Source organism: Bacillus sp. KICET-3, from assembly GCF_033261025.1.
GTDB classification, from domain to species: Bacteria; Bacillota; Bacilli; order Bacillales; family Bacillaceae; genus Bacillus; species Bacillus sonorensis.
Window position 1 is genome coordinate 764343 of sequence record NZ_CP137345.1, and the last position, 23391, is coordinate 787733.

21 protein-coding genes and 2 riboswitches are annotated in these 23391 nt (G+C 48.8%); all 21 genes read left to right on the forward strand.

Translation table 11 applies throughout. The features are described 5' to 3' along the window. Positions 1–43 precede the first annotated feature (43 nt). The 21 genes from R5H20_RS03815 to purD all read left to right on the forward strand — a co-directional run bounded on the left by R5H20_RS03815 (position 44) and on the right by purD (position 23390). A complete protein-coding gene (locus R5H20_RS03815) occupies positions 44–1006 on the forward strand; it encodes an AAA family ATPase (protein ID WP_006637317.1) in 963 nt (320 codons plus the stop codon). After that, positions 1006–2217 (forward strand): DUF58 domain-containing protein, encoded by a 1212-nt coding sequence (locus tag R5H20_RS03820; RefSeq protein ID WP_006637318.1) that lies wholly within the window; start codon positions 1006–1008, stop codon positions 2215–2217. The genes R5H20_RS03815 and R5H20_RS03820 overlap by 1 nt, the downstream gene beginning before the upstream one ends. A 6-nt stretch (positions 2218–2223) precedes the next feature. Beyond that, a complete protein-coding gene (locus R5H20_RS03825) occupies positions 2224–4446 on the forward strand; it encodes a DUF4129 domain-containing transglutaminase family protein (protein WP_006637319.1) in 2223 nt (740 codons plus the stop codon). A gap of 184 nt (positions 4447–4630) precedes the next feature. Further along, positions 4631–6172, forward strand: a complete 1542-nt coding sequence (gene guaA / locus R5H20_RS03830; RefSeq protein ID WP_006637320.1) for a glutamine-hydrolyzing GMP synthase — start codon at positions 4631–4633, stop codon at positions 6170–6172. A 238-nt stretch (positions 6173–6410) separates the two neighbouring features. Continuing rightward, positions 6411–6512, forward strand: a riboswitch (purine riboswitch). A gap of 133 nt (positions 6513–6645) precedes the next feature. Then, positions 6646–7971, forward strand: a complete 1326-nt coding sequence (locus R5H20_RS03835) for an NCS2 family permease (RefSeq protein WP_006637321.1) — start codon at positions 6646–6648, stop codon at positions 7969–7971. A 218-nt stretch (positions 7972–8189) separates the two neighbouring features. Then, positions 8190–8966, forward strand: coding sequence for a DUF6574 domain-containing protein (locus R5H20_RS03840; RefSeq protein ID WP_006637322.1), 777 nt, complete (start codon positions 8190–8192; stop codon positions 8964–8966). Between the two features lie 118 nt (positions 8967–9084). Further along, a complete protein-coding gene (locus tag R5H20_RS03845) occupies positions 9085–9258 on the forward strand; it encodes a hypothetical protein (RefSeq protein WP_006637323.1) in 174 nt (57 codons plus the stop codon). A 277-nt stretch (positions 9259–9535) separates the two neighbouring features. Next, positions 9536–10057: a DUF2179 domain-containing protein gene (locus R5H20_RS03850; RefSeq protein WP_373870225.1), complete on the forward strand. Its 522-nt coding sequence runs from the start codon at positions 9536–9538 to the stop codon at positions 10055–10057. Continuing rightward, complete coding sequence (locus tag R5H20_RS03855; protein ID WP_006637325.1) at positions 10057–10254, forward strand: NETI motif-containing protein; 198 nt, start codon at positions 10057–10059, stop codon at positions 10252–10254. Before R5H20_RS03850 ends, R5H20_RS03855 begins: the two co-directional genes overlap by 1 nt. A 79-nt stretch (positions 10255–10333) precedes the next feature. After that, positions 10334–10435, forward strand: a riboswitch (purine riboswitch). Between the two features lie 131 nt (positions 10436–10566). Next, positions 10567–11055 carry a 5-(carboxyamino)imidazole ribonucleotide mutase gene (purE, locus tag R5H20_RS03860; protein WP_006637326.1) on the forward strand — a complete coding sequence of 163 codons (489 nt, stop codon included), beginning with the start codon at positions 10567–10569 and terminating at the stop codon, positions 11053–11055. Further along, positions 11048–12190, forward strand: coding sequence for a 5-(carboxyamino)imidazole ribonucleotide synthase (gene purK, locus R5H20_RS03865; RefSeq protein ID WP_006637327.1), 1143 nt, complete (start codon positions 11048–11050; stop codon positions 12188–12190). Before purE ends, purK begins: the two co-directional genes overlap by 8 nt. Then, on the forward strand, positions 12187–13482 hold the full coding sequence (gene purB / locus R5H20_RS03870) for an adenylosuccinate lyase (protein ID WP_006637328.1): 1296 nt from the start codon (positions 12187–12189) through the stop codon (positions 13480–13482). Before purK ends, purB begins: the two co-directional genes overlap by 4 nt. A 75-nt stretch (positions 13483–13557) precedes the next feature. Continuing rightward, positions 13558–14274, forward strand: coding sequence for a phosphoribosylaminoimidazolesuccinocarboxamide synthase (gene purC, locus R5H20_RS03875; protein WP_006637329.1), 717 nt, complete (start codon positions 13558–13560; stop codon positions 14272–14274). 1 nt (position 14275) lies between these two features. Next, positions 14276–14530 carry a phosphoribosylformylglycinamidine synthase subunit PurS gene (gene purS, locus R5H20_RS03880; protein WP_006637330.1) on the forward strand — a complete coding sequence of 85 codons (255 nt, stop codon included), beginning with the start codon at positions 14276–14278 and terminating at the stop codon, positions 14528–14530. Beyond that, positions 14527–15210: a phosphoribosylformylglycinamidine synthase subunit PurQ gene (purQ, locus tag R5H20_RS03885; protein WP_006637331.1), complete on the forward strand. Its 684-nt coding sequence runs from the start codon at positions 14527–14529 to the stop codon at positions 15208–15210. Before purS ends, purQ begins: the two co-directional genes overlap by 4 nt. Continuing rightward, entirely contained in the window at positions 15194–17422 is a 2229-nt protein-coding gene (purL, locus tag R5H20_RS03890) for a phosphoribosylformylglycinamidine synthase subunit PurL (protein ID WP_006637332.1), read from the forward strand. The genes purQ and purL overlap by 17 nt, the downstream gene beginning before the upstream one ends. Then, complete coding sequence (gene purF, locus R5H20_RS03895; protein WP_006637333.1) at positions 17398–18828, forward strand: amidophosphoribosyltransferase; 1431 nt, start codon at positions 17398–17400, stop codon at positions 18826–18828. Before purL ends, purF begins: the two co-directional genes overlap by 25 nt. 119 nt (positions 18829–18947) lie before the next feature. Further along, positions 18948–19988 carry a phosphoribosylformylglycinamidine cyclo-ligase gene (purM, locus tag R5H20_RS03900; RefSeq protein ID WP_006637334.1) on the forward strand — a complete coding sequence of 347 codons (1041 nt, stop codon included), beginning with the start codon at positions 18948–18950 and terminating at the stop codon, positions 19986–19988. Further along, positions 19985–20572 carry a phosphoribosylglycinamide formyltransferase gene (gene purN, locus R5H20_RS03905; protein ID WP_006637335.1) on the forward strand — a complete coding sequence of 196 codons (588 nt, stop codon included), beginning with the start codon at positions 19985–19987 and terminating at the stop codon, positions 20570–20572. Before purM ends, purN begins: the two co-directional genes overlap by 4 nt. Continuing rightward, positions 20569–22107 (forward strand): bifunctional phosphoribosylaminoimidazolecarboxamide formyltransferase/IMP cyclohydrolase, encoded by a 1539-nt coding sequence (gene purH, locus R5H20_RS03910; protein ID WP_006637336.1) that lies wholly within the window; start codon positions 20569–20571, stop codon positions 22105–22107. Before purN ends, purH begins: the two co-directional genes overlap by 4 nt. 14 nt (positions 22108–22121) lie before the next feature. Next, positions 22122–23390, forward strand: coding sequence for a phosphoribosylamine--glycine ligase (gene purD, locus R5H20_RS03915; protein WP_006637337.1), 1269 nt, complete (start codon positions 22122–22124; stop codon positions 23388–23390). The last annotated feature ends 1 nt before the right edge of the window (position 23391 follow it).

Consider the following 23391-nt stretch of genomic DNA (forward strand, 5'->3'; position numbering starts at 1 on the left):
AAAGTTAAATCAATTTTGATCCGTACGCATGAGGAGGAAAAGGATGGCTTACCAAGAAACGCTGCATCCTGTTTTGGGAAAAGTAGCCGAAAATATTGATAAAGTAATGGTAGGAAAGAAAGATATTGCCGTTTTGAGCCTGACCGCCATTCTTGCAAACGGCCATGTGCTTTTGGAAGATGTGCCAGGTGTGGGGAAAACGATGATGGTCCGTACTTTGGCGAAGTCTACCGGTGCGGAATTCAAGAGAATTCAGTTTACGCCGGATTTATTGCCTTCAGACGTTACAGGCGTTTCCATATATAATCCAAAAACCCTTGAATTTGAATACCGTTCAGGCCCGATTATGGGAGATATTGTTCTTGCGGATGAAATCAACCGCACATCGCCCAAAACCCAATCGGCCCTCTTAGAAGCGATGGAAGAAGGGAGCGTGACTGTGGACGGTGTGACGATGCCGCTTTCCCAGCCTTTTTTTGTCATGGCCACACAGAACCCGGTGGAATATGAAGGGACTTATCCGCTCCCTGAAGCCCAGCTTGACCGCTTCCTATTCAAGCTTCGAATGGGCTATCCAACGGTCCGCGAAGAGCTTCAGGTGCTCGACCTTCAGGAGAGAAGCCGTCCGATTGAACAAATTGAGCCGGTTATTACAAAGGAGGAGCTGGCCTCGTTCCAAAAAGAGGCTGAAACGGTATATGTGGATCGTTCCATTAAGGAATATATTGTTGACATCACCCAGCAAACAAGACATCATTCAGACGTTTATTTGGGAGTCAGTCCGCGCGGCTCAATTGCCCTGATGAAGGCCGCACAGGCGTTTGCTTTTTTGTACAGCCGCGATTATGTGATTCCCGACGATATTCAGTATCTTGCGCCATTTACGCTTCCGCACAGAATGATCTTGCGGCCGGAGGCGAAATTTGAAGGCAAACGGCCGGAGACGGTTCTTCAGGATATCATGGCTAAAACGAAGGTTCCCGTAGGAAGGTCGATGAGCAGATAATGAGAGAGCGCTTCGGTCGTTTCGGGTTCGGATGGAGGCTGTTTGTTCTATTTCTTCTATTGGCTTCGACGTTCAGCTATGCCATGTTTCAAGGGGGATTTGTCAGCTGGTTTTTGTTCTATGTTTTTCTTCCCTTTGGGTTGTACGCCGTTTTGTTTGCTTTCTATCCGTTGAAAACATTCGAGGCTGAACGCAAGCTCAGCCGTGGACAGTTGAAAGCCGGGGATCCATTTGAAGCCGTCATTACGCTAAAAAGAAAATTTCCGTTTCCGCTGATGTTTTTGATAGTGGAAGACTGCCTTCCGGCTTCGCTTTTGAAAAACGGTCATCTATCTGAGGCGAAAACGTTTCTTTTTCCCTGGTTTCAGAAGGAAATCAAGATGGTTTATACGATACCGTCCGTCCCGAGGGGCGATCACCGTCTGACTGCGGTCAGAATCCGCACCGGTGATCCGCTTGGGCTGCTGGAAAAGGAAGTGTATCTGCAAATTGAAACCTCCTTTCTAGTGCTGCCTTCATATCAAGAAATTACATATCGCGAAAACGCGGGCAGTTTTGACGATAAGGGCGGACATGCGGTTGATTTTCAGAGGCAAAACAGCAACCTGGCTTCAGGCGTGAGGGAATATCAGCCCGGCGACCGTGTTTCATGGGTGGACTGGAAGACATCGGCAAGGCGGAACAGCCTGATGACAAAGGAATTTGAACAGGTGAAAGGCCGAAATTTGTACATTTTTATGGACAGATCACCTTCTCCGGTTTTTGAAGATATCGTTGTTTTTACGGCATCGGTTGTCCGTGCGGCTCTTCAAAACGGGACTTATACCGGACTTGTTTCCATTGGAAAAGAGCGAACCGTCTTTCCGGTCCGCTCCGGGGAGGATCATTTGAGGAAGCTCTTTTACCATTTGGCATTGGCTGATTGTGATTCTTCTTACCCGTTTCACAGTCTGCTTGAGAAAGAACTTCATCTCCCTGATATCGCCAAGACTGTAAAGTACATCATGACAAGCCGCATGACACCGGAGTTGTCGCGTGTTTTGGGGAACGCGGCGAGAGACAAGGCGCCCGCCGTTTTCGTCATCAAAGAAAAGGGAGACGCTCTCTCGCCTGAAGAAAGCGCGGCCATCGAGTATGTAACAGCGCGGGGAATTGAAGTCAGCGTGATTGCCGGAGACCGTTTTTCCCATGTTTTTGCGAAAGCGAGGTGAGGCATGATGTCGAGAGAAAGAAACAGCCGGGTCAGTTTGCTGATTTTTTATGTATTAACTTTTTTGCTCCTTTGGGAGTGGCTCCGTCCTTTGCAGTATTTTACGGATACGGGGCATACCGTCTTTTTTATCGTTTTTATCGCGATGGTTTTTTTGTTTACATTTTTTAAGGTTCCTTGGATGATCAGGTTTCCGGTCAGCCTCGGCTTTATATTGTTTGCGCTTCATTGGATATTCTACGACGGCCCGTTGCTCTCAGCCTCCTGGGTCGGAAAGCTTTTGCAAGAGGTCAATCATAATGTATCGTTCATTTTCTCCGGGATGTGGCGCGATATGTCGCCTTTGTTTCGGACGCTGCTCTTTTTCGTCCTGCTCTGGCTATTAGTCTACCTTCTGCATTATTGGGTGATCTACCAGCGGAGAATCTTCTTCTTTTTCATTATGACGATCGTTTATATTACAGTGATTGACACGTTTACGCCTTTTGACGCGTCATATGCGATCGTCCGGATCGCTATATTGGGATTTCTTTTGCTGGGAATGCTGTATTTGGAGCGGATGAAGGAGAGCGAGAGGCTCAAAGCTTCCGCATCATTATTTGCCAAATGGTTTGCTCCGCTGCTGCTGCTGACTGCTGCCGCTGCTGCTGTGGGCATAGCTGCGCCGAAGACGGATCCGATTTGGCCTGATCCGGTGCCGTTTATCAAAACGGCGGCCAATGGCGATTTTACTTCAGGCGGCAAAAACAAGGTCGGCTATGGAACCAATGATACATCACTGGGCGGACCATTCACACAAGACAATACATTGGTCTTTACATGGCAGGGCAAGGAAAGAAGCTATTTCAGGGTGGAAACGAAGAGCCATTATACCGGCAAAGGCTGGTCTGAAGATGAGAAGGCCGGGGCAACCATCAATCTGGATGATAATAAGCTCGATTATCAATGGTATGATAAAAGTGTCAAAACAGAGACGCGCAAAGTCAAGGTCGACATCAATCCGGCTTACCGCTATGATCATGTCTTATATCCGATCGGGACGAAGGCGATTTTATTGGACGATTTCGTACCCCTTAAGATGAACAGCAATACGGAACGGATGATTCCAAGCGGCCGGATGGGGGCGGACATTCAAAATCTTGGAAGCTATTCCCTGACCTATGAATCCCCGGTTTTTGACGTGAACAAGCTGAAAAGCATCAGCATGGATTCTGAGGGGGAGTGGGGCAAAAGACACCAAAAATATCTGCAGCTTCCCGCTTCCCTTCCCGAGCGTGTCAAACAGCTCGCCCTTGATTTGACGAAAGGCCATGACAATGTTTACGACAAAGCGAAAGCGATTGAAGACTATCTCGGTTCTTCCGATTTTTCGTATCAGACAAAAGATGTCGCCGTTCCGAGTAAAAATCAGGATTATGTTGACCAATTTTTATTCGAAACCAAAATCGGGTATTGCGACAACTTTTCCACGGCGATGACGGTGTTATTGCGTTCTGCCGGGATACCAGCCCGCTGGGTGAAAGGCTATACATCGGGGCAGTTTGCCGGGACGTCGCCCGATAAAAAGCAGACCGTTTATGAAGTGACAAACAACAATGCCCATTCCTGGGTTGAAGTCTATTTTGAAGGACAGGGCTGGGTGACGTTCGAGCCGACGAAAGGCTTTATCAACCCCGAGCAGCTGATCGAGCATTCCGGCGGCGGGCGTGAGGATGCCGCTTCAGAAAAAGGCGGAAAAGAACAGGAATATGCCGATCATCAAAGAAAACAAGCCGTCAAAGAAGAACAAAAAAACAGTGGGAATCAAAGGCTTGATGCCCAACAAGACCGTCAAACAGATGCGGCTGCAAACCGCGGCGGCGCAGGCGGTGTTCTCTGGTATGGCGCGGCATTTCTGCTTCTTCTCTTGGCCGCAGGAGCGGGTCTCTATTTTACACGGACAATTTGGCTCCCTGTCATGATTGCCGCCAGATTGAAAAAGCGGCAGGATGATGCCGTATTCTTCAAGGCGTATGAGGAGCTGCTCCGCCAGTTGAAGAGAAAAGGCATGAAAAAAGAAGCGGGACAGACGCTCCGTGAATTTGCGGAAACGGTTGATAAACGATATGACAGCGATGAGATGACGCTTCTGACGCTTCGTTATGAACGGGCGCTTTACCGAAAAGAAGACGCAGGAAAGCTTTGGAATGAATCAGCCGAGTTATGGGAAAATTTAATTAAAAGGAGATAGTCTTGACCGCTTTCTTTCCTATTGTTAGAATAAGTGAATATTAAAAACCCTTATATATCTTTGCTGGCAGGCCCGGCGTCAATCATTTTGCACACCGGGCCGAACCCGCGAATGGGGGCAGGACCGCCGTATGTCTGCCGCCATTTTTTCTGTGCAAAAGACAATTTGATAAAGAGGTGACACCATGACGAAGTTAGTAAATGAAATGATTCTTGTATTGGATTTTGGAAGTCAGTACAACCAGCTGATCACCCGGCGCATCCGCGAGTTTGGTGTGTACAGCGAATTGCATCCGCATACGTTGACAGCGGAAGAAATCAAAGAAATGAATCCGAAGGGAATTATTTTGTCCGGAGGACCGAACAGCGTGTATGATGAAGGATCTTTCCGCTGTGACGAAAAGATTTTTGAACTGGACATCCCTGTTCTCGGAATCTGCTACGGCATGCAGCTGATGACCCATTACCTCGGCGGCAAAGTGGAAGCGGCTAGCCAGCGTGAGTACGGAAAAGCAAACATTCATATCGAAGGCGAGCCGGATCTGTTTAAAGACCTTCCGAAAGAACAAGTCGTTTGGATGAGTCATGGTGATTTAGTCGTTGAAGTTCCGGAAGGTTTCACTGTTGATGCGACAAGCCATCACTGCCCGAATTCAGCGATGAGCAAGAAAGATAAAAAGTGGTACGGCGTTCAGTTCCACCCGGAAGTTCGCCACTCTGAGTACGGAAACGATCTGCTGAAAAACTTTGTGTTCCATGTTTGCGAATGCGCCGGCGAATGGTCAATGGAGAACTTCATTGAAATTGAAATGCAAAAGATCCGTGAAACAGTCGGCGACAAGCAAGTGCTATGCGCGCTCAGCGGCGGAGTTGATTCTTCTGTTGTCGCAGTCTTGATCCACAAAGCGATCGGCGATCAGCTGACATGTATTTTCGTCGACCACGGTCTTCTTCGCAAAGGTGAAGCCGAAGGCGTCATGAAGACGTTCAGCGAAGGCTTTAATATGAACGTCATCAAAGTCGATGCAAAAGACCGCTTCCTCAACAAGCTGAAAGGTGTTTCAGACCCTGAGCAAAAACGGAAAATCATCGGCAACGAGTTCATCTACGTGTTTGACGATGAGGCGGACAAGCTGAAAGGAATCGATTTCCTTGCACAAGGCACGCTTTACACCGACATTATTGAAAGCGGCACGGCGACTGCGCAGACGATCAAATCGCACCACAATGTCGGCGGACTGCCTGAAGATATGCAGTTTAAGCTGATTGAACCGCTGAATACTTTATTTAAAGATGAAGTCCGCGCGCTTGGTACAGAGCTTGGCATCCCTGATGAGATTGTTTGGAGACAGCCGTTCCCTGGACCGGGTCTTGGAATTCGCGTTTTGGGAGAAGTGACAGAAGAAAAACTGGAAATCGTCCGTGAGTCAGACGCGATTCTCCGCGAAGAAATCGCCAAAGCCGGGCTTGACCGCGATATTTGGCAGTACTTCACCGTTCTTCCTGACATCCGCAGTGTCGGCGTCATGGGAGACGCGAGGACATATGACTATACAATCGGAATTCGCGCCGTCACGTCAATCGACGGCATGACATCTGACTGGGCAAGAATCCCGTGGGATGTCCTTGAGAAGATCTCAACGCGGATTGTCAATGAAGTGAAGCACATTAACCGTGTGGTGTACGATATTACGAGCAAGCCGCCTGCAACAATTGAGTGGGAATAATAGCAATGCCTCAAATCCTTGCCTCTTTAGGATTTGGGGCATTTTTTTCTGGAACGGAAAAAGCGCGGAGAACACGCTTATCAAAAGGAACGTTTTATTTGTATAACTTTCTAAAGGGCGAAAAAACTAGCGGGGTTGCTTGATTGGAATATACAGTAAACGAACATAGCGGACATTGTTTTGAATAATGTTCGCTTTTTTGTATTGTGTTTAAGGAGAGATATTGCTACAATAGCATAGTAATTGAAAAAGAACTTGTCGTATAATCATGGGAATATGGCCCATAAGTTTCTACCAAGCTACCGTAAATAGCTTGACTACGCTGGTATATATTGATTTCATGCCGAGAAACATTTTTTCAGTATGACATCTGCCGTAGTCAAGCGTCCCGTTTATTTGGGGCGTTTTTTGTTTTAAAAGCAACGGTTTATGAAACAATAAAAACGACAGAAAATCGAGAGGAGTATACCATTTTGAAGCGTTTCTTTCAGTTTGATGAATTGGGTACAAATTACCGGAGAGAAATCATTGGCGGTCTGACCACCTTTTTATCAATGGCGTACATTTTATTCGTCAATCCGCTTACTTTGTCTCTCGCTTCCGTTCATGATTTTCCTAATCAATTAAGAATAGATCAGGGTTCAGTCTTTACAGCGACAGCGATTGCTTCTGCCGTCGGCTGTATTTTAATGGGCATCATCGCGAAATATCCGATAGCCATCGCGCCCGGAATGGGACTGAATGCGTTTTTTGCTTTTACTGTTGTCCTGAGCATGGGCATTTCCTGGCAGGTGGCCTTATCAGGCGTGTTTATTTCAGGTCTTATCTTTGTCGGTCTTTCTTTAACGGGATTGCGGGAAAAAATCATCAACGCCATTCCTCCGGAGCTCAAACTGGCGGTTGGAGCCGGTATCGGCCTTTTCATTACATTTGTCGGTTTGCAAGGTTCAAAAATTATCGTGGCCAACCCGAGCACGCTCGTTTCGCTTGGAAACATTCACAGCGGGCCTGTGCTGCTGACGATATTCGGAATTATCGTCACCGTCATTTTGATGGTGCTTCGGGTGAATGGGGGCGTCTTCTTCGGAATGCTGATCACGGCTGTGGCCGGTGTGATCTTTGGCTTGATTGATGCGCCGACAAAGATTGTCGACAAAATTCCAAGCCTTGAACCGACGTTTGGACAAGCCATTATTCATTTGCAGGATATTTTCTCTTTGGATATGCTGATCGTCATTTTAACGTTCCTGTTTGTCGGATTTTTTGACACTGCCGGTACGCTGGTAGCGGTCGCCACACAAGCGGGATTAATGAAAGAAAACAAACTGCCGAGGGCTGGAAGGGCTTTGTTTGCCGATTCATCTTCGATCGTTGTCGGCGCGGTTCTTGGAACATCGACGACGACTTCTTATGTTGAATCAAGCGCAGGGGTTGCAGCAGGAGCAAGATCAGGCTTTGCGGCTGTTGTAACAGGAATACTCTTTTTATTTTCGATGTTTTTCTCTCCTTTGCTGACCGTTGTAACGTCAAATGTCACAGCTCCCGCATTAATCGTCGTGGGAGTGCTGATGGTGGCGCCGCTCGGCAAAATTGACTGGACAAAATTCGAAATCGCCGTTCCCGCGTTTTTAACGATGATCTGCATGCCGCTGACATACAGTATTGCGACGGGGATTGCGATCGGCTTCATCTTTTATCCAATCACAATGATCTTTAAAGGCAAAGCGAAAGATGTTCATCCGATTATGTATGCTTTGTTTGTCATCTTTATTCTTTACTTTATTTTCTTAAATCACTAAGCTTTGTATGGCCGATAACTCTTACGGGTTATCGGTTTTTTAATGCGGGCGAAATTAGGCGAAAGAAAACAAAACTTTTCGGTGGTGATCAGCGTTATATATAATGACCGCCAAATCTGTTTGAAAATAGGGTTTTGCTTGACTGTTTGTCAAGGCTTCGGTAATTTAGAAAAGAAATCAGTAGCTTTCGCTTTGGGCAAAGAATAGGAGTTGCTTATATGATTGATGAACAATATAAAGACAAAAAAAGTCATGATGAAGATCATGAACATGAAATAGATCAGGAACCTGCATCGAGGATGTCGAGAAGCTCGCGCAATGCGCGGAAAAGCAAGGAGCCAAGCACATCCTCATCGAAAGCCAAAACGGCATTGCAAAGCGTAAACGCCGCTCTTGTCCGTTATTTCAGCTTTATGCTTGAGGTGTTAAAATCTCCTGTCCGTGCGGCGGAACAGTATGACCGGTCTTATTTTAAGTATTCCGTTATATCCATGACGCTGTTAGCCGTTTTCTTTTCGCTCGGGAATTTTTATCAGCTTTTGTCCGGCCGCGGCAGGGTTCTTGGATTTGGCGTGTCCGTTCCATTCATGGAAGTGTTTCTCGTTGTTTTCCTTTACTGCATGGTGTTCATGTTTTGGATGGCCGGGTCCATTTGGGTCGTGTCAAGGTTTTTGCTGAAGCATAACATGTCTTTTGTTGAGACTGCGGCAAAATACGGCTTGCTGTTGGTTCCGTTTATCATCCCGGCCGCCCTGTGGATGATTTGTGCGATTTTAAATATCACGACGATGACGGTAATCCTATCTATTTTCATCTTCCTTGGACTGACATTCGGAATGTTTTTCATGATTCAGTCCGTTTATGAAAAAAGCGGAAGGATGCGGACTGATTTGATGTATTGCGTCTTTGGCGTCCTTTTGCTTGAATTGGTGTATGTCGGATTGACATGGAAGTTCATGGTCGGTTATTTGCTGTCTTCACTCGTTCCGGTGTAAGACGGGCCGCTGGTTCACATGATGAACCAGCTTTTTTTATCATTAATTCCAAGTTGACTCATAAGATTAATGAGTATAATATAAAAACACATGTCATATTGATCGGGGGAGTAATCGAATGGCCAAGTTTCTCCGCAAAGCGATTCATCAAAAAAAGAAATGGCTCATCAGGCAGATCATGAAGTCCGGCCTGATCGAGAATCCAAACGATTTAGCGGCGTATACGCTGAGTGACCTTGAAAAGGAGCATCGTTCAATCAAAAAGCTAAAGACAGGCAAAAAGCAGCCGTAGCTGATAGGATCGGAAACAATCGGAGCCGGCTGTGCTGCTGTGGTGAGGGGGGCGTTCATATGAACGTCTTTTTTGACGGTATAAAGGCTTTGAAACTACTGCAAAAAGGGTAAACTGATCATAATTGGAACCTGGTGTCGGTTTGTCGAAAAATTTTGTAGTGAAGCATGGTCATTACAGGATTGTATATGCGGAATTTCTCTAGTAGAATATGATTGCTTTGGATCTAAAGGAGGGATTGCAATTGCTTCACACGGCATTTGTACACGCTGTGAGTATGGTTGGCATTATTTTGGTTATCAATATTATATATGTAACATTTTTAACCCTTCGAATGATACTGACACTGAAAGGCCAGCGGTATCTGGCCGCCTTTATCGGTACAATCGAAATGCTGGTCTACGTTGTCGGACTCGGACTGGTTTTAGATAATTTAAATCAAATTCAAAATGTCATTGCCTATGCGGTAGGGTTTGGAATCGGAATTATCGTCGGCACGAAAATAGAAGAAAAGCTTGCGCTCGGATATATTATGGTAAATGCAATCACGAAGGAGCTTGATCTCGATCTTCCGAAACAGCTCCGCGAAAAAGGATATGGCGTCACCCATTGGGTCGTCGGCGGACTTGAAGGAGACAGGACGGCGATGCAGATTTTGACGCCGAGAAGGTATGAACTGCAATTGTATGAGACGATCAAATCAATCGACTCAAAAGCGTTTATCGTTTCCTATGAACCGAAAACGATCCACGGCGGCTTTTGGGTGAAAGCCGTTAAGAAAAGGAGAATTAAAGAATAATGACAAAGCCGAAGAAGAAGCGCTTTGAAGTGACTGAGGGCGAAACGATTGAATCTGTTTTGAATCAAATGCAAAAAGAAGGGTATGCTCCTGTGCGCCGGATGGAAGAGCCAGTCTTTAAAGAGATGAAGGAAAATGGAACGATTCAGGTCGTCCCATGCGGAAGGAAAATTATATTTGAAGGGAAATTAATCTAAAACCCGAACATTAAAACTACAAAAAATAATATCGTTCGATAATATCGTTGACATAATTGAAGTCCGTTGTTAAGATAAACATGACATAAAAACACGACCTCATATAATCTTGGGAATATGGCCCATAAGTCTCTACCCGATGACCGTAAATCATCGGACTATGCAGGAAAGTGGACAATAAACTGACATGGAAATCGCGAGAAGCGGACGACTGACGATAAGCGCGCCATGCCCGGTTTGTGTTGCTTCCTACATGCAATACAGCCGGGTTTTTTGTTTGCGAAGAATTACAGCTAAAGGTGGGACAATAATATGCAGCCTCTTGCAGGTGTTATTATGGGAAGCACATCCGACTGGGAAACGATGAAACACGCTTGCGACATACTTGAAGAATTGGAGATTCCATTTGAGAAAAAGGTTGTTTCCGCTCATCGGACGCCTGATCTCATGTTTGAATATGCCGAGACAGCGCGGGAGAGAGGCTTGAAGGTCATTATTGCCGGAGCGGGGGGCGCTGCCCACCTGCCGGGAATGGTTGCGGCCAAAACGACGCTGCCTGTTATCGGGGTGCCGGTACAGTCAAAAGCGCTGAACGGACTTGACTCGCTATTATCAATCGTTCAAATGCCGGGCGGTGTTCCGGTGGCGACTGTTGCGATCGGAAAAGCCGGCGCCGTCAATGCAGGCCTGCTTGCAGCCCAGATTCTTTCGGCTTTTGATGAAAGAATAGCCCGCGCTTTGAGCGAACGAAGAGATCAAATGAAACAAACGGTTTTAGAAAGCAGTGATCAGCTTGTATAAACAAACGGTTTTTCCAGGAGCGACAATCGGCATCATCGGAGGCGGCCAGCTCGGCAAAATGATGGCAGTCGCCGCAAAGCAGATGGGTTACCGCGTGGCGGTGGTTGATCCTGTTCCTGCCTCACCGTGCGGACAGGTGGCAGACCTTGAAATCACGGCGGCTTATAATGATAATGAAGCAATACAGAAGCTTGCCGAGGCGAGCGATGTCATCACCTATGAATTCGAAAATATCGACTATGACGCACTAAACTGGCTGAAGGACAACGCGTATCTCCCGCAGGGAAGCGAGCTTCTGCTTCTGACGCAAAACAGGGAGACGGAGAAAAAAGCGATTGAATCAGCAGGCTGCAAAGTGGCGCCCTACAGAATCATTCATGACCGCAAAGAGCTGGAAGCGGCCGTATCAGAACTCGGGCTTCCGGCGGTGCTGAAGACATGCCGCGGCGGGTACGATGGAAAAGGCCAGTATGTAATTAAGGAAAAAGAGCAAATCGAAGAAGCAGCGGCCCTTCTAGAGCATGGAACCTGCATTCTGGAAAGCTGGGTTCATTTCAAAATGGAACTGTCCGTCATTGTGACAAGGTCAGTGTACGGGGAAACCGCCGTTTTTCCAGTTGCTGAAAACATTCATAAAGATAACATTCTATTTCAAAGCATCGTCCCGGCGAGAGTCGAATCCGCGGTACAGGAAAAAGCGGCTGATCTTGCCGTCCGGCTCGCCGAAAAGCTTCAGCTCGTCGGAACGCTGGCGGTTGAACTTTTCCTGAAGGAAGACGGCGGACTGCTCGTCAATGAACTTGCGCCGCGCCCCCATAATTCGGGGCATTATACGCTCGATCTGTGCGAAACAAGCCAGTTTGAACAGCATATCAGGGCCGTCTGCGGATTGCCGCTCGGCAAAACGGAGCTTCTGAAAGAAGGAATGATGGTCAATCTCTTAGGCGATGAAGTGTACATGGCTGAAGAAGAGCCTGAGCTGTTAAAAGAGGCGAAACTTTATATTTATGGAAAGCATGAAGTTAAACAGGGCCGCAAAATGGGGCATATTACATTTATAAGAAAACCTGATCAACAATGGATTCAGCAGATCACAGAAAAGTGGATCGAAAGAGATGGAGGACGAAAATCATGATTGAACGTTATTCAAGACCGGAAATGGCTGCGATTTGGACGGATGAAAACAGGTTTCAGGCATGGCTTGAAGTCGAAATTTTAGCGTGTGAAGCATGGGCGGAGCTTGGCGTCATCCCTAAAGAAGACGTAAAGGCCATGCGCAAGAACGCATCATTTGATATGAACCGGATTTTAGAAATCGAACAAGATACACGCCATGACGTCGTCGCTTTTACCCGCGCCGTATCTGAAACGCTCGGCGAAGAAAGAAAATGGGTTCACTACGGCCTGACATCAACGGATGTTGTCGATACCGCTCTTTCCTATCTATTAAAACAGGCCAACGAGATTTTGCTCAAGGACATTGAGAGATTTGTTGACATTTTAAAAGAAAAAGCGAAAGAGCATAAATATACGGTCATGATGGGACGCACACACGGCGTACATGCAGAGCCGACGACATTCGGTTTGAAGCTTGCGCTGTGGTACGAGGAAATGAAGCGCAATCTGGAGCGCTTTAAACAGGCGAAGGAAGGTATCGAAGTCGGCAAAATCTCCGGTGCTGTCGGAACATACGCGAACATCGATCCGTTCGTTGAACAATACGTATGTGAGAAGCTGGGCTTGAAACCGGCGCCGATTTCCACGCAAACGCTGCAGCGTGACCGGCATGCCGATTATATGGCAGCACTTGCGCTGATTGCGACAAGCATTGAGAAATTCGCCGTTGAAATCCGCGGGCTGCAAAAAAGCGAAACGCGCGAGGTTGAAGAATTTTTCGCCAAAGGCCAAAAAGGTTCATCAGCCATGCCGCACAAGCGGAACCCGATCGGCTCTGAAAACATGACGGGAATGGCCCGCGTCATCCGCGGCTACATGCTGACCGCTTATGAAAATGTGCCGCTTTGGCATGAACGAGATATTTCCCATTCATCCGCGGAACGGATCATTTTGCCTGATGCGACGATTGCGCTGAACTACATGCTGAACCGTTTCGGCAATATTGTGAAAAACCTGACCGTGTTCCCGGAAAACATGAAGCGCAATATGGACCGCACACTCGGACTGATCTACTCGCAGCGCGTTCTTCTGGCGCTGATCGATACGGGAATGGCGCGCGAGGAAGCATATGACACGGTTCAGCCGAAAGCGATGGAAGCATGGGAGAAGCAAGTGCCGTTCCGCCAGCTTGTCGAAGCTGAGGAGAACATTACATCCCGCCTTTCTCCTGAACAAATCGCCGACTGCTTTGACTACAATTATCATTTGAAAAACGTCGACTTTATCTTTGAACGTTTAGGCTTGGCATAAAAAGCGGCGCCCGCCTTTTTCAGGCGGGGGTCTAAGTGCCGAAATATTTCCAACATTCGGGTTAGGAGGCCTTCTGTGAATATTTTGAAAAATGAACTTTTATACGAGGGAAAAGCAAAAAAGATTTTTCGGACGGATGATGACGATATTCTGTTTGTCGAATACAAAGATTCTGCAACAGCCTTTAACGGAGAAAAAAAGGCCGAAATTGACGGGAAAGGCCGTTTAAATAATGAAATTTCCAGCCTGATTTTCACAAGGCTGCATGAGAAAGGAATCGCAAACCACTTTGTGAAACGGATTTCCGAAACCGAGCAGCTCATCAAAAAAGTGACGATTATCCCGCTAGAAGTCGTCGTCCGCAATGTCGTTGCGGGGAGCATGTCCAAACGTCTCGGCATTCCGGAGGGCACAGCGCTCAAAGAGCCGATTATCGAATTCTATTATAAAGACGATTCTCTCGGCGACCCGCTGATCACAGAAGACCACATTTGGATTTTACAGGCGGCTGAACCTGACCAGGTAGAAACAATCAAGTCGATTACAAGGCAGGTAAACGAAGAGCTGCAGCATATTTTCGCAGCCTGTGATGTCAGATTGATAGATTTCAAGCTTGAGTTCGGGCTTGACGCAAATGGACAGGTCCTGCTTGCCGATGAAATTTCACCTGATACGTGCCGGCTTTGGGATAAAGAAACGAATGAAAAGCTTGATAAAGACGTATTCAGACGGAATTTAGGCGGATTGACTGATGCGTACTCAGAAATTTTTAAAAGACTTGGAGGCATGTGAGATGTATAAAGTGAAAGTTTATGTGAGCTTAAAAGAAAGTGTTCTAGATCCGCAAGGGAGTGCCGTCCAGCATGCATTGCACAGCATGTCTTACAAAGAAGTTCAGGAAGTCCGCATCGGCAAATACATGGAGCTTACAATCGAAAAATCAGACCGCGATCTTGACATTTTAGTCAAAGAAATGTGCGAAAAACTGTTGGCAAACACGGTGATTGAAGATTACAGATATGAAGTTGAGGAGGTTGTCGCACAGTGAAATTCGCGGTGATTGTTCTACCAGGCTCAAACTGTGATATCGACATGTTCCACGCCATCAAGGATGAGCTCGGCGAAGAAGCGGAATACGTCTGGCACACGGAAACAAGCCTTGACGGGTATGACGGGGTGTTGATCCCGGGAGGCTTTTCCTACGGTGATTACTTGAGATGCGGTGCGATCGCCCGCTTTGCAAACATTATGCCCGCCGTCAAAAAAGCGGCTGAAGAAGGGAAGCCTGTACTCGGCGTCTGCAACGGATTTCAAATTTTGCAGGAGCTCGGATTATTGCCGGGCGCGATGAGGCGGAATAAAGATTTGAAGTTTATTTGCCGCCCTGTTGAACTGATCGTGCAAAACGATGACACACTGTTTACATCTTCATATGCCAAAGGAGAAGCGATTACGATCCCGATCGCACACGGCGAAGGAAACTTTTATTGTGATGAAGAAACGCTTGCCGCATTAAAAGCCAACAACCAGATTGCGTTCACGTATGGAACAAATATCAATGGCAGCGTCGATGATATCGCGGGCGTCGTCAATGAAAAAGGTAATGTACTTGGCATGATGCCTCACCCTGAGCGCGCAGTCGACTCTCTGCTCGGAAGCGCCGACGGTCTCAAACTCTTTCAGTCTATCGTGAAAAATTGGAGGGAAACTCATGTCGCTACTGCTTGAACCAAGTAAAGAACAGATTAAGGAAGAGAAACTCTATCAGCAAATGGGCGTCAGCGATGACGAGTTCGCCATGATCGAATCGATTCTCGGAAGACTTCCCAACTATACGGAAATCGGGATTTTTTCGGTTATGTGGTCAGAGCATTGCAGCTACAAAAATTCGAAGCCGATCTTGAAAAAGTTCCCGACTAAGGGCGAGCGCGTTCTGCAAGGCCCTGGGGAAGGCGCGGGAATCGTCGACATCGGCGACAACCAGGCGGTCGTGTTCAAAATCGAATCGCACAACCACCCATCGGCGATCGAACCTTATCAGGGAGCTGCAACAGGTGTGGGCGGCATCATCCGCGACGTCTTCTCAATGGGGGCGCGGCCGATCGCTGTCTTGAACTCTCTTCGCTTTGGTGAACTCACTTCACCGCGTGTGAAGTACTTGTTTGAAGAAGTAGTCGCAGGCATTGCCGGTTACGGAAACTGCATCGGCATCCCGACCGTCGGCGGTGAGGTGCAGTTTGACAGCTGCTATGAAGGAAACCCTCTCGTCAATGCGATGTGCGTCGGGTTGATCAACCATGAAGATATTAAAAAAGGCCAGGCGAAAGGCGTCGGAAACACAGTCATGTATGTCGGCGCGAAAACAGGGCGCGACGGCATCCATGGCGCAACCTTCGCGTCTGAGGAAATGTCTGATGCTTCAGAAGAAAAACGTTCCGCGGTTCAAGTCGGCGATCCTTTCATGGAGAAGCTTTTGCTTGAAGCGTGCCTGGAAGTCATCAAATCCGATGCCCTTGTCGGCATTCAGGATATGGGAGCGGCAGGGCTGACAAGTTCGAGTGCGGAAATGGCCAGTAAAGCCGGCTCAGGCATCGAAATGAACCTGGATTTGATCCCGCAGCGGGAAACGGGCATGACGCCGTACGAAATGATGCTGTCAGAATCTCAGGAGCGCATGCTGCTCGTCATTAAGCGCGGCCGTGAACAAGAAATCATCGATATTTTTGACAAATATGATCTTGAAGCGGTTGCCGTCGGGCATGTGACAGATGATAAAATGCTGCGCCTGCTCCACGAAGGGGAAATCGTCGCCGAGCTTCCGGTAGATGCGCTCGCAGAGGACGCGCCTGTTTACCACAAGCCTTCAAAGGTTCCGGCGTACTACAAAGAATTCCTTGAAACAGACGTCCCTGTACCAAAGGTGGATGATGCCAAAGAGACGCTTCTTGCCCTTTTGCAGCAGCCGACGATCGCCAGCAAGGAATGGGTCTATGACCAATACGACTACATGGTGCGGACGAATACGGTAGTCGCTCCCGGCTCTGATGCGGGGGTTCTCAGAATCCGCGGAACGAAAAAAGCGCTCGCCATGACGACGGACTGCAACGCCCGCTATTTATATCTCGACCCGGAAATCGGCGGAAAAATCGCAGTTGCCGAGGCTGCGCGCAACATTGTCTGCTCTGGAGCGGAGCCGCTTGCGGTCACGGATAACCTCAATTTCGGCAACCCGGAAAAGCCGGAGATTTTCTGGCAGATTGAAAAAGCGGCCGACGGTATCAGCGAGGCTTGCAACGTACTGAACACTCCGGTTATCGGCGGAAACGTTTCTCTGTACAATGAATCGAACGGAAGCGCCATCTATCCGACGCCTGTCATCGGCATGGTCGGACTGATCGAAGATACGGCTCATATCACGACACAGCAGTTCAAAGCTGCGGGAGATTTGATTTATGTCATCGGCGACACGCTTCCTGAATTTGCCGGAAGCGAGCTGCAAAAGCTGACAGAAGGAAAAATCTATGGAAAAGCGCCGGCGATCGACCTTGAAGTGGAAGAGTCAAGGCAAAAATCTCTTCTGCAAGCAATCCGCTCGGGACTGGTCCAATCGGCGCACGATGTCTCAGAGGGCGGACTCGGCGTCGCGCTGGCAGAAAGCGTCATGGGGGCGAAAGGCCTTGGCGCCAAAGCCGCGCTTAGCGGAGACCCTGCACTGCTGTTCAGCGAATCACAGTCACGATTCATCGTATCCGTGAAAAAAGAACACCAGGAATCGTTCGAAGCGCTCGTAAAAGACGCCATCCATATCGGTGAGGTAACATCAGACGGGATTTTTGCCATTCAAAGCCAGGAAGGAAAACAATGGATTCATGCGCGGACAGAAGAGCTTGAAAGCGCATGGAAAGGAGCTATCCCATGCTTGCTGAAATCAAAGGCTTAAATGAAGAATGCGGCGTATTTGGGATTTGGGGGCATGAAGAAGCACCGCAAATTACGTATTACGGCCTCCACAGCCTCCAGCACAGGGGGCAGGAGGGCGCCGGCATCGTGGCGACGGACGGGGAAAAGATGTCCGCCCACAAAGGCCAGGGGCTGATTACCGAAGTGTTCCAAAACGGCGAGCTCAAAAAAGTGAAAGGAAAAGGGGCGATCGGCCATGTCCGCTATGCAACGGCGGGCGGCGGCGGTTTTGAAAACGTCCAGCCGTTCCTTTTCCATTCGCAAAACAACGGCAGCCTTGCGCTTGCACACAACGGAAATTTAGTCAACGCCACACAGCTGAAGCAGCAGCTTGAAAACCAGGGCAGCATTTTTCAGACGTCTTCCGATACGGAAGTGCTTGCCCATTTAATCAAGCGAAGCGGTCATTTCATGTTGAAGGACCAAATTAAAAACGCCCTTTCCATGCTGAAAGGCGCTTACGCTTTCTTAATCATGACGGAAACGGAAATGATCGTGGCGCTCGATCCGAACGGACTCAGACCGCTGTCGGTCGCCATGCTTGGCGATGCATATGTCGTGGCTTCTGAAACGTGCGCCTTTGATGTCGTGGGCGCGACGTATTTGCGCGATGTTGAACCGGGCGAGATGCTGATCATCAATGATGAAGGCATGACATCTGAGCGCTTTTCGCTGAATATCAACCGTTCGATCTGCAGCATGGAGTATATCTATTTCTCAAGACCTGACAGCAACATTAACGGGATTAACGTACACAGCGCCAGAAAAAACCTCGGCAAAAAACTCGCCGAAGAATCCGGCGTTGAAGCGGATGTTGTCACAGGAGTACCGGATTCGAGCATTTCAGCGGCGATCGGCTATGCCGAAGCGACAGGCATCCCTTATGAACTCGGACTGATCAAAAACCGCTATGTCGGCAGAACCTTTATTCAGCCGTCCCAATCGCTCAGAGAGCAGGGCGTGAGGATGAAGCTGTCCGCTGTCCGCGGAGTCGTCGAAGGCAAGCGCGTCGTCATGGTCGATGATTCGATCGTGCGCGGCACGACGAGCCGCCGGATCGTGACGATGCTCAGGGAAGCGGGAGCAACGGAAGTGCATGTGAGAATCAGTTCGCCTCCGATTGCCCATCCGTGTTTTTACGGAATCGACACGTCGACGCACGAAGAGCTGATCGCCTCCTCTCATTCAGTCGAAGAAATCCGCCAGGAAATCGGCGCCGATACCCTGTCTTTCTTGAGCATTGAAGGCCTGCTTTCCGGCATCGGCAGAACGTATGAAGGGGAAAACTGCGGCCAGTGCATGGCTTGTTTTACAGGAAAATATCCGACGGAAATCTACCAGGATACTGTACTTCCGCACGTCAAAGAAGCCGTGCTGACAAAATAAATGAGCGGCGTCCGGCTAGGCGCCGCACCTTGTGAACATGAATCAGGGGCAGCGGGAAATGTGCTGCTCTTTTGAATTGAAATCGATCAATGGACTAGCGCGGAATAGGAGTGATGATGATGTCTGAAAGCTATAAAAACGCCGGGGTTGATATTGAGGCTGGCTATGAGGCCGTCAAACGGATGAAAAAGCATGTCGAACGGACGAAGCGCATCGGCGTGATGGGCGCTCTAGGCGGTTTTGGCGGCATGTTTGACCTGTCAGAGCTTCCTTATAAAAAACCGGTTCTCATTTCCGGGACGGACGGCGTCGGGACAAAGCTGAAACTGGCTTTTGCCATGGATAAACACGACACGATCGGAGTGGACGCTGTGGCGATGTGTGTGAACGATGTATTGGCCCAAGGTGCAGAACCGCTGTTTTTTCTCGATTATCTTGCGGTCGGAAAAGCCGATCCGGCCAAAATAGAGGAGATCGTGGGAGGAGTTGCTGAAGGCTGCGTTCAGTCGGGATCTGCGCTCATCGGCGGAGAAACGGCGGAAATGCCGGGTCTGTATACTGAGGATGAATATGATATTGCCGGTTTTTCAGTAGGAGTAGCTGAAAAGGATGACATCGTAACGGGCGAAAGAATTCGCGAAGGACATCTCCTGATCGGACTTTCTTCAAGCGGCCTGCACAGCAACGGCTTTTCACTCGTGCGGAAAGTTCTTCTTGAGGATGCCGGCCTGAGCCTCCATGAAACATATACACCATTTGGACGGCCTCTTGGCGAAGAGCTTTTAGAGCCGACGAGGATTTATGTCAAACCAGTGCTTGAAGCCGTAAAAACGGGAAAAGTCGACGGCATGGCGCATGTCACGGGAGGCGGTTTTATCGAAAACCTGCCGCGGATGCTGCCTGAAGGTCTTGGTGTCGAAATCGACCATGGATCTTGGCCGATCCCCGCCATTTTCCCGTTTGTGCAGGAAAAAGGCGGCTTGAAATCAGAAGAAATGTTCAATGTCTTCAACATGGGCATCGGTTTTGTCCTCGCTGTCAAAGAAGAGCATATGACAGATATTATTCAAACGCTCGAAGGCCACGGGGAAAAAGCCTATTTGATCGGCCGGGTGAAAGCCGGAAGCGGCGTGACGTTTGGCGGTGCCGGACTTTCATGAAAAAATTTGCGGTATTTGCATCAGGAAGCGGGACGAATTTTGAAGCGATTTTGAGGAAAATGAAAGAAGAAAACTGGGATGCCGGCATCGTGCTTGTCGTCTGCGACAAACCGCAGGCGAAAGTGCTGGAGCGGGCCGAAAAAGCCGGAATCCCGTCATTCGCTTTTCAGCCGAAATCATTTGAAAATAAAGCGGCTTTTGAACAACTCATCGTTGAACAGCTCCGCCTCCACGGGGCGGAGTGGATCGTGCTGGCGGGCTACATGAGGCTGATCGGTGACACGCTTCTTTCGGCGTACCGGAACAAAATCATCAACATCCATCCGTCGCTCCTGCCGGCGTTCCCCGGCATCGACGCGATCGGACAAGCGTACAGAGCGGGCGTGAAAGTGGCGGGAATTACAGTTCACTATGTTGATGAAGGGATGGACACAGGACCCATCATCGCTCAGCGGGCGCTTGAACTTGATCAGCACGAAACATTGGAATCCCTTGAAGAAAAGATTCACAAATTGGAGCATGAGCTTTACCCTGAAGTGATTAAAGAGCTTCTTGAACTAAATGGCAGAGGTGAGAAGAAATGACGATCAAACGCGCATTAATCAGCGTATCTGATAAAACAAACATTGTCCCTTTTGTAAAAGAATTGACAGAGCTTGGCGTTGAAGTGATTTCAACGGGCGGCACAAAAAGGCTGCTTCAGGAAAACGGCGTTGATGTGATCGGAATTTCCGAAGTGACGGGCTTTCCGGAAATCATGGATGGCCGGCTGAAAACCCTTCATCCGAACATTCACGGCGGTCTCCTTGCCGTCCGCGATAATGAAAAGCACATGGCACAGCTGAGTGAACAAGGCATCCAGCCGATTGACCTCGTTGTTGTCAACCTTTATCCGTTTAAAGAAACGATTTCTAAGGAAGGCGTCACATACGAAGAAGCGATTGAAAATATCGACATCGGCGGACCGGGCATGCTTCGCGCCGCAGCGAAAAACCATCAGGATGTGGCCGTCATCGTCGATCCTCAAGACTACAATCCGGTGCTGACCGACATCAAAGAGGCCGGTGCGGTGTCCCTCGAGAAAAAACGCGAGCTTGCGGCGAAAGTATTCCGCCACACGGCGGCATATGACGCTTTGATCGCCGATTATTTGACAAACGTGACAGGAGAAAAAGAGCCTGAACAGTTCACCGTCACATTCGAGAAAAAACAGTCGCTCCGCTACGGGGAAAACCCGCATCAGGAAGCCGTGTTTTATCAAAGCGCCATCCCTGTGAGCGGTTCGATCGCTTCAGCGAATCAGCTTCACGGAAAAGAGCTTTCCTACAATAACATTAAAGATGCGGATGCCGCAGTCCAAATCGTCCGTGAATTCACAGAGCCGGCGGCGGTTGCGGTCAAGCATATGAACCCGTGCGGCGTCGGCACAGGCAAAACGATTGCGGAAGCGTTCAACAAAGCCTACGCGGCTGATCAAACATCGATTTTCGGCGGAATCATCGCCCTTAACCGTGAAGTGGATCAAGCAACTGCCGAAGTCCTTCATCAAATCTTTTTGGAAATCATCATCGCACCTTCATTCAGCACAGAAGCGCTTGAGATTTTAACATCCAAGAAAAATCTCCGTCTGTTGACGCTTGATGTCAATCAGCCTGTCAAAAACGAAAAGCAGCTGACATCCGTTCAAGGCGGACTCTTGATTCAGGATCTGGATATGCACGGCTTTGATGATGCCGACATCACGATCCCGACGAAAAGGGAGCCGACAGAACAGGAGTGGGCCGACCTGAAGCTTGCCTGGAAAGTCGTCAAACATGTAAAGTCAAACGCGATCGTGCTTGCCAAAGACGACATGACGATCGGTGTTGGTGCCGGGCAAATGAACCGCGTCGGCTCCGCGAAAATCGCGATTGAACAGGCCGGCGAAAAAGCGAAAGGAAGCGCCCTCGGATCAGACGCCTTCTTCCCGATGCCTGATACGGTCGAAGAAGCGGCTAAAGCCGGTGTGACGGCAATCATTCAGCCGGGCGGCTCGGTTCGTGACGAAGATTCGATTAAAAAAGCGGATGAGTACGGCATCGCGATGGTGTTCACCGGAATCCGCCACTTCAAACATTAAGGGGAGGAAACAGCGTGAACGTATTGATTATCGGTAGAGGCGGCAGAGAGCATACATTAGCCTGGAAAGCGGCGCAGAGCCCGCTTGTCGACACCGTTTATGCAGCGCCCGGCAATGACGGAATGGAGGGCACGGCCGTACTCGTTGATCTTGATGAAGGCAATCACGAGGGCCTTCTCGCTTTCGCAAAGGAAAACAATATTGGACTGACGATCGTCGGTCCTGAAGTTCCTTTGATTGAAGGCCTTGTCGATGAGTTTGAAAAAGCGGGGCTGCCGGTCTTCGGCCCTTCCCGCAAAGCTGCGGTGATCGAAGGCAGCAAACAGTTTGCGAAGGATTTGATGAAGAAATATCAGATTCCGACAGCCGAATACGAAACATTTACGTCCTTTGACAAAGCGAAAGCCTATGTTGGGCAAAAAGGAGCGCCGATCGTGATCAAAGCGGACGGGCTTGCAGCCGGCAAAGGCGTGACCGTCGCGATGACAGAGGAAGAAGCGGTACAATGCCTTCACGATTTTCTCGAGGATGAAAAATTCGGCGAAGCGAGCGCATCTGTCGTGATCGAGGAGTTTTTAAGCGGCGAAGAATTTTCGCTGATGGCATTTGTTAAAGGAGAAACAGTATATCCGATGGTGATCGCCCAGGACCACAAACGGGCATTTGACGGGGACAAGGGTCCGAATACAGGGGGAATGGGCGCCTATTCTCCTGTGCCGCAGATTTCCGATGCGGTCGTTCAAGATGCCGTCAAAACGATTTTGGAGCCCGCAGCCAAGGCCATGGTCAAAGAAGGCCGTTCATTTACCGGCGTCTTATATGCCGGCTTAATGCTGACGGAAAAGGGCACAAAAGTGATTGAATTCAATGCCAGATTCGGAGATCCGGAGACACAGGTCGTGCTCCCGCGACTTGAATCAGATCTTGTTCAGGTGATGCTTGATCTGCTGCAAGACCGCGAAGTTGAGCTGAAGTGGAAGGATACGGCGGCAGTCACCGTTGTTCTGGCGTCTGAAGGCTATCCGGAAAGCTATGAAAAAGGTACGCCGATCGGCTCCTTGGCACCAGCAGAGGAAGATACGGTCGTCTTCCACGCAGGAACGAAAATAAGCGGTGGCCAGTTTGTCACAAACGGCGGCCGCGTCGCCAATGTGACGGCCTTTGCCGATACGTTTGAAGCGGCGAGGGAAACGGCTTACAAAGCGGTAAGCGAAGTCACCAAGCCGGGGCTTTTCTACCGGACGGATATCGGCGCGCGCGCCTTAAAAGCCGCACAGAAATAAA

Coding starts and splice junctions, on each gene's coding strand:
- purL (WP_006637332.1), top strand. CDS start 15,194: ATGTCGCTACTGCTTGAACCAAGTAAAGAACAGATTAAGGAAGAGAAA.
- R5H20_RS03850 (WP_373870225.1), top strand. CDS start 9,536: ATGGTTGGCATTATTTTGGTTATCAATATTATATATGTAACATTTTTA.
- purB (WP_006637328.1), top strand. CDS start 12,187: ATGATTGAACGTTATTCAAGACCGGAAATGGCTGCGATTTGGACGGAT.
- R5H20_RS03825 (WP_006637319.1), top strand. CDS start 2,224: ATGTCGAGAGAAAGAAACAGCCGGGTCAGTTTGCTGATTTTTTATGTA.
- R5H20_RS03820 (WP_006637318.1), top strand. CDS start 1,006: ATGAGAGAGCGCTTCGGTCGTTTCGGGTTCGGATGGAGGCTGTTTGTT.
- purN (WP_006637335.1), top strand. CDS start 19,985: ATGAAAAAATTTGCGGTATTTGCATCAGGAAGCGGGACGAATTTTGAA.
- R5H20_RS03840 (WP_006637322.1), top strand. CDS start 8,190: ATGATTGATGAACAATATAAAGACAAAAAAAGTCATGATGAAGATCAT.
- purF (WP_006637333.1), top strand. CDS start 17,398: ATGCTTGCTGAAATCAAAGGCTTAAATGAAGAATGCGGCGTATTTGGG.
- purE (WP_006637326.1), top strand. CDS start 10,567: ATGCAGCCTCTTGCAGGTGTTATTATGGGAAGCACATCCGACTGGGAA.
- purM (WP_006637334.1), top strand. CDS start 18,948: ATGTCTGAAAGCTATAAAAACGCCGGGGTTGATATTGAGGCTGGCTAT.
- R5H20_RS03855 (WP_006637325.1), top strand. CDS start 10,057: ATGACAAAGCCGAAGAAGAAGCGCTTTGAAGTGACTGAGGGCGAAACG.
- purH (WP_006637336.1), top strand. CDS start 20,569: ATGACGATCAAACGCGCATTAATCAGCGTATCTGATAAAACAAACATT.
- R5H20_RS03815 (WP_006637317.1), top strand. CDS start 44: ATGGCTTACCAAGAAACGCTGCATCCTGTTTTGGGAAAAGTAGCCGAA.
- R5H20_RS03845 (WP_006637323.1), top strand. CDS start 9,085: ATGGCCAAGTTTCTCCGCAAAGCGATTCATCAAAAAAAGAAATGGCTC.
- guaA (WP_006637320.1), top strand. CDS start 4,631: ATGACGAAGTTAGTAAATGAAATGATTCTTGTATTGGATTTTGGAAGT.
- purS (WP_006637330.1), top strand. CDS start 14,276: ATGTATAAAGTGAAAGTTTATGTGAGCTTAAAAGAAAGTGTTCTAGAT.